The following is a 6,961-nucleotide window of genomic DNA, read 5'->3' as shown; positions in this document are numbered from 1 at the left end:
GTCGACGTGAAGGGCGAGATCCTCGAGCTCAAGAACACCATCAACACGATGGTCGATCAGTTGAACTCGTTCGCATCCGAGGTCACGCGCGTCGCGCGCGAGGTCGGCACCGAGGGCAAGCTCGGCGGCCAGGCCCAGGTTCGCGGCGTCGCCGGCACCTGGAAAGACCTGACCGACAACGTCAATTCCATGGCCGAGAACCTCACCGGCCAGGTGCGCAACATTGCCGAGGTCACGACGGCGGTTGCTTCGGGCGACCTGTCGAAAAAGATCACGGTGGCAGTGCAGGGGGAGATACTCGAGCTCAAGGACACCATCAACACGATGGTCGATCAGCTGAACTCCTTCGCTTCCGAAGTCACGCGCGTTGCGCGCGAAGTGGGCACGGAAGGCAAGCTCGGCGGGCAGGCAGAGGTGAGAGGCGTCGGGGGCACCTGGAAAGACCTGACTGACAACGTCAATCTGATGGCGGCCAACCTGACAGGCCAGGTTCGAAACATCGCCGAGGTGACAACAGCCGTCGCCCGCGGCGACCTTTCCAAGAAGATCACCGTGGACGTCAAAGGCGAGATCCTCGAGCTCAAGGATACCGTCAACACGATGGTCGACCAGCTGAACTCCTTCGCCTCCGAAGTCACGCGCGTGGCGCGCGAGGTCGGATCGGAAGGCAAGCTCGGCGGCCAGGCCCATGTGGAAGGCGTCGGCGGCACGTGGAAAGACCTGACCGACAACGTCAACGCCATGGCCGGCAATCTGACCGTGCAGTTGCGCGACGTGTCCAAAGTCGCGACCGCGATCGCGACCGGCGACCTGACGCAGAAGATCACCGTCGATGCCTTGGGAGAGATCCTGCAGATCAAGGATGTGATCAACACGATGGTTGATCAGCTGAATTCCTTTGCCTCGGAGGTGACGCGCGTGGCGCGCGAGGTCGGCTCGGACGGCAAGCTCGGCGGCCAAGCGCAGGTCAGAGGCGTGGGCGGCACCTGGAAGGACCTGACCGACAATGTGAACGCGATGGCGGCCAACCTGACGGGCCAGGTGCGCAACATCGCGGAAGTGACCACGGCCGTGGCGCTCGGCGACCTTTCCAAGAAGATCACCGTGGACGTCAAGGGCGAGATCCTTGAGCTCAAGTCGACGATCAACACCATGGTCGATCAGCTGAACTCCTTCGCCGGCGAGGTGACGCGTGTCGCGCGCGAAGTCGGCACCGAAGGAAAGCTCGGCGGCCAAGCCCAGGTGCGAGGCGTAGCCGGTACGTGGAAGGATTTGACCGACAACGTGAATTCCATGGCCGAGAATCTGACCGGTCAGGTTCGCAACATCGCCGAAGTGACGACGGCGGTCGCGCGAGGCGATCTTTCGAAGAAGATCACCGTCGACGTGAAGGGCGAAATCCTCGAGCTCAAGTCGACCATCAACACCATGGTCGACCAGCTGAACTCCTTCGCCGGCGAGGTGACACGCGTCGCACGTGAAGTCGGCACGGAAGGAAAGCTTGGCGGTCAGGCCGAAGTGCGCGGCGTGGCCGGCACCTGGAAGGATCTGACCGACAACGTCAACCTGATGGCCACCAATCTGACCAACCAGGTGCGCGGCATCGCCGACGTCGTGACTGCGGTTGCGCAAGGCAATCTCAAACGCAAGTTGACTGTGGACGCGAAGGGCGAAATCGCCTCCCTGGCGGACACCATCAACGGGATGATCGAAACGCTCGCCACCTTTGCCGACCAGGTGACCAATGTCGCGCGCGAAGTCGGCATCGAAGGCAAGCTTGGAGGCCAGGCACGCGTGCCTGGCGCCGCCGGTCTGTGGCGCGATCTTACGGACAACGTCAATCAGTTGGCGGCCAATCTGACCACCCAGGTCCGCGCAATCGCCGAGGTCTCGACAGCGGTGACGAAGGGTGATCTGACGCGCTCGATCAGCGTCGAGGCTTCCGGAGAGGTCGCCGCGCTCAAGGACAACATCAACGAGATGATCCGCAATCTCAAGGATCAGACGTTGAAAAACGCCGAGCAAGATTGGCTGAAGACAAATCTCGCGCGTTTCTCCCGCATGCTGCAGGGAGAGCGCGATCTCGCCACGGTGTCGCGTCTCATCATGTCCGAGCTCGCTCCGCTTGTGAACGCGCAATACGGCGTCTTTTATGTGACCAATCGGGACGAGGAGGAGTCCTATCTGGAACTGGCGGCGTCCTATGGTGCCGAGAGCAAGGCGGCAATCAAGCAACGCCTCGATCTGCGTGAGGGTCTCGTCGGACAAAGTGCTGCCGACAAGCGAGCCATTATGCTCGACAATGTTCCGCCGGACTTTTTGCGCGTCACATCGGGGCTTGGCAGCGCCTCGCCGGCAAACGTCATCATTCTACCTGCCTTGTTCGAAGATGAGGTCAAGGCTGTCATCGAGCTCGCATCTTTCAGCGAGTTCCGCGACACGCACCAATCGTTTCTCAATCAGCTGATGGAATCGGTCGGCATCGTCCTCAACACGATCGCGGCGACGATGCGCACCGAGGGCCTGCTCAAGCAATCGCAATTGCTGACATCCGAGCTGCAGGCGCGTCAGACCGAACTGACGAAAAAGCAGGAGGAACTGCACGCCACGAACGAGGAACTCCAGGAGAAGGCTCAACTTCTGGAGAATGAGAAAAAGCAGGTCGAAAACAAAAATCTCGAAATCGAGATGGCGCGCCGGGCGCTTGAGGAGAAAGCCGAGCAGCTGGCGCTTACCTCCAAGTACAAATCCGAGTTCCTCGCCAACATGAGCCATGAGCTCAGAACCCCGCTCAATTCGCTTCTCATTCTTTCAAATCTGCTTGCCACGAACCAGCAGGGCAACCTCAACGAAAAGCAGGTCGAGTTTGCTCGCACCATCAATTCGGCCGGTACGGACCTTCTCAGCCTGATCAACGACATCCTCGATTTGTCGAAGATCGAGTCCGGCACGGTCTCGATCGACATCAACGATATGCCGGTCGCCCATTTGCGCCAGCATATGGAGCGCACGTTCCGCCAGCTTGCAGCCGACAAGGGGCTGGGCTTTACCATCAATGTCGATCCCGCTCTTCCGGAAACCGTGCGTACGGACGAGAAGCGGTTGCAGCAGATCGTGCTCAACCTGCTGTCGAACGCCTTCAAGTTCACCTCCGAAGGCAAGGTCAGCCTGAGTTTCAGAATGGAAAAGGCGGGACGCCGCAACGGCGCCAAGCTGCCCAGGAAAGCGCTTGCCATAGCGGTGACCGACACCGGTATCGGCATCCCGGAAGACAAGCAGAAATTGATCTTCGAGGCGTTCCAGCAGGCCGATGGCACGACCAGCCGCAAATATGGAGGAACCGGTCTTGGGCTCTCGATCAGCCGTGAGATCGCCCGTTTGCTCGGCGGTGAGCTAAGAGTTGAAAGCATTCCCGGCAAAGGATCGACGTTCACGCTCGTCATTCCGATCGATGGTCCCAGGGTTGCCGCTGCCAGCCAGCCGGAACTGCTTCCGGCCACCGAGGCAATCGCGACGACAGCGGCGCCCAGCGGTTTGCCGTCGGCGGAATTGATGGACGATCGCGACGCTATATCGGCGCAAGACAGGGTCGTTTTGATCGTCGAGGACGACCCGACCTTTGGCGGTCTGCTGCTGGGCCTGGCACGGTCTGCCGGGTTGAAAGGCGTCCTTTCGACCGCAGGCTCCGGAACCTTGGCGCTGGCCCGCAAGCTGGTGCCGGACGCGATCACGCTGGACCTCGGCCTTGCGGACATCGATGGATGGGTGCTCTTCGACCTGCTGCGCCATGATCCGAAGACCGCCGGCATTCCCATTCATGTGATTTCCGGAGCGGAAGACATCGATAGCCTGGCTCGCAAAGGGGCATCGAGCATCTCGACCAAACCGGTGTCATCCGAGGAGCTGGTGAAGGTGTTCCAGGAAATTCATTCGAGGAACCTGCGCGTCCAGCGCCGGGTGCTCGTGGCCGACTCCGATCCCGAGCGCCGCCTTTCCCTGGTCGAGACGATCCGGGACGGCGTCACCTCGGTCACTGCAATCAGTCGCGCGGCAACCGCGGAGGACATCGACCTCGCCTCATACGATGCGGTTGTCCTTGGGCTTGGAAAGTCTGCCAGGGATAATGCGCGGGCCCTTGACGAACTCACCAACCAGTTTTCAGACGGCCTTCCTCCGCTGCTGTTTTTTGCCCCTCATTCTGAGGCAGTTGAACAGGTGCTGGCGTTGAATCCCGCTTTGTCCTCAGTCCCGCGAGCTGAGAATTTTGCTCAATTGGCTCTCCATATATCCGCAACGCTTCCGGGAGGACTGCGCGAGGAAAGCGGGGCAGGTGCCGAACGAGCTGACAACAGGTCGAATCTTGCGGGCGCGAAAGTCCTGATCGTCGATGACGATATTCGAAACATCTATTCGCTGACGAGCGTCCTTGAGACCTACGATATCGAAGTCCTTCACGCTGAGCGCGGTCGCGATGGAATAGCGTTGCTGGAGGAGAATGCCGACGTCGATGCAGCCTTGATCGACATCATGATGCCGGAGATGGACGGCTACGAGACGATGAGGAGTATCCGCAACACACCCTCCATCGCGCATATTCCATTGATATCGGTGACAGCAAAGGCGATGAAAGGCGACCGGCAGAAATGCCTGGAAGCCGGGGCTTCCGACTATATTGCCAAGCCTGTCGACCTCGACCTGCTGTTGGCACTGCTGCGGGTCTGGATCGGTCGCTCTCGGGATCGGGGCGAGACATCGCACAATCTGCTTAGGTCAGTCAGCTGACGGGACGCCCGATGCAAAAGCTGTCGCGGATCCGTTCGAAGAAACTGGAGATTGTGCAGTTGGCGGACAATCCGTCAAAGGCGCGCATCCTGGCAGTCGATGATGACGAACGAAACCTGTTGGCGATCGAAGAAGTTCTCACCCCACTCGCGGAAGTCGTCGCTGTGCAATCCGGCGAGGAGGCGCTGCGCTGCCTCCTAAAAGAGGATTTCGCCGTTATCTTGCTGGATGTTCTGATGCCGGGCCTCGACGGCTACGAAACAGCCGCGTTGATCCGCCAGCGCGAACAGTCCAGACGAACCCCTCTCATCTTCCTCACGGCCATCAATAAGGAAGATGCTCATATGCTGCGTGGCTACGACGCCGGCGCAGTGGACTATATGTTCAAGCCCTTCGACCCCGCCATGCTGCGATCGAAAGTGGCTGTATTCGTCGAGCTTCACGAAAAGACGCTCGAGATCCAGCGCAATGCGGTCGCCGAACAGGCACTGCTGGCGAAGGCCCTGCAGGCCGAAAAACAAAAGCTCGAGGCCGAACGATCGCTGCGCAGCGCCGAAGAACGGCAGGAGGCCATTCTTGGATCCTTGCCCGTCTGTTTTCACGCCAGGGTCGCCGAGCCGCCTTTTGCAGCACGTTTTGTTTCAAAAGGTGTCGAACGTCTGACGGGATTCCCACCTGAGCGACTGACGTCCGAGTCGCGGTTTGGGCTGAGCCGGGTGCATCCGGAAGATCTACCCAGGGTGCGGGAAGCTTTATTGGCGGCAAAGGTGACAGGCTCCTACACATGCGAGTTCCGCTGGCAGTGTGCCGATGGCAAATATCGTATCTTTCTCGACCAAGGAATCCTGTCGAAAGGTGTCGACGGACGCCGACCTGAAATCCTCGGCACTCTGCTTGACGTGACCGAGCGGCGAGAACTCGAAAATCAACTTCTTCAATCACAGCGCCTCGAAGCGGTCGGGAAACTCACCGGAGGGCTGGCACACGATTTCAACAATCTGCTTGCCGCGGTTCTGAGCGGACTAGGATTGCTCGAGAGGCAGCTCACGCTTGACGAGCAAGCAAAGAAGATCGTTGAACTCACTCGCCGCTCCGCGAAGCAAGGCGCCGAACTTGTCAACCGCATGCTTGCCTTTTCGCGGCGTCAGAATCTGAAGCCGACGGCAGTGCGGCTGGCCGCGCTGGAAGATACGATGAACGGCTTGGTGGCTCCCGTGCTCGGCGGCCTGATCCGCTTTGAGTGGAAGGTCGACAACTCCGTTTGGCCCGCGCATGTCGACGTCGGCCAATTGGAGTTGGCGTTGATGAATCTGGTGTTCAACGCGCGCGACGCGATGCCCTCCGGCGGGACAATTGCCGTGCAGGCGCAAAATCGGGTCATCAAAATACCTTCCGAAGACCTGGCGGCCGGAGAGTATGTAGTCCTCACCGTCAAGGACACCGGTGCCGGCATCCCGAAGGAGATTCTGACCAAGGTCGTCGAACCGTTTTTCACGACGAAGCCCGTCGGGAAAGGCACCGGGCTGGGTCTCAGCACGGTATACGGTTTCATGAAGCAATCGGGCGGCGCGCTTCGCATAGACAGCCTCGTCGGGCGCGGAACATCCATGGAGCTGTGGCTGCCGCGTTCAGCGGAGCAGCCTTCCGACAATGTGGCAGATCTGGATGGAGAGAGAGTCCTGGTCGAGACTGCAGGGAAGGCTTTCCCTTCGCTTCTATTGATTGACGACAGCAGCGGATTGCGGCAGCTAACCGCGGAATCGCTTCGGCAACACGGGTTTACAGTGACATGCGCAGCAGGGGGTGCCGAGGCGCTGGCAATTATTGAACGGACACCGCATGAGTTCGACGTCATTGTCACCGATTTCGCAATGCCGCTCGTGTCCGGAGTCGAGGTAATTCGCTTCGCGCGCAACCTGCGCTCCGATTGGCCAGCGGTTATGATAACCGGCTATGCCGACGCTGACGCAATTTCAAACCGCCCATCGGACGTGCCATTGGTCAACAAGCCGTTCCGGGAAAAAGATCTCATCGAGAGCATCTTGCGGGTCAGCGCCTTGAAGCCAGTCGGCGGCCGGCCGACAGCCGGTTCCGGTTAGATCCAGACTTGGCAGTGGCCAACCGGTCTTTCGCGCCAGACGACCGCACCCACTGACGACTGAGCATTCGAGGGACGGCT

General features: G+C 59.9%; 2 protein-coding genes. Both read left to right on the top strand.

Translation table 11 applies throughout. The features are described 5' to 3' along the window. A partial coding sequence (locus LB525_RS25440; protein ID WP_224548682.1) for a HAMP domain-containing protein occupies positions 1 to 4,782 on the top strand: 4,782 nt, incomplete at its 5' end. An 11-nt stretch (positions 4,783 to 4,793) separates the two neighbouring features. Further along, on the top strand, positions 4,794 to 6,881 hold the full coding sequence (locus tag LB525_RS25435; RefSeq protein WP_224548672.1) for a response regulator: 2,088 nt from the start codon (positions 4,794 to 4,796) through the stop codon (positions 6,879 to 6,881). Positions 6,882 to 6,961: the final 80 nt, after the last annotated feature.

The sequence above is a fragment of the Mesorhizobium sp. CA16 genome, from assembly GCF_020165175.1.
GTDB lineage: Bacteria > Pseudomonadota > Alphaproteobacteria > Rhizobiales > Rhizobiaceae > Mesorhizobium.
The sequence above is the reverse complement of the archived record's forward strand: the minus strand, read 5'-3'. Positions and strand labels throughout refer to the sequence as shown.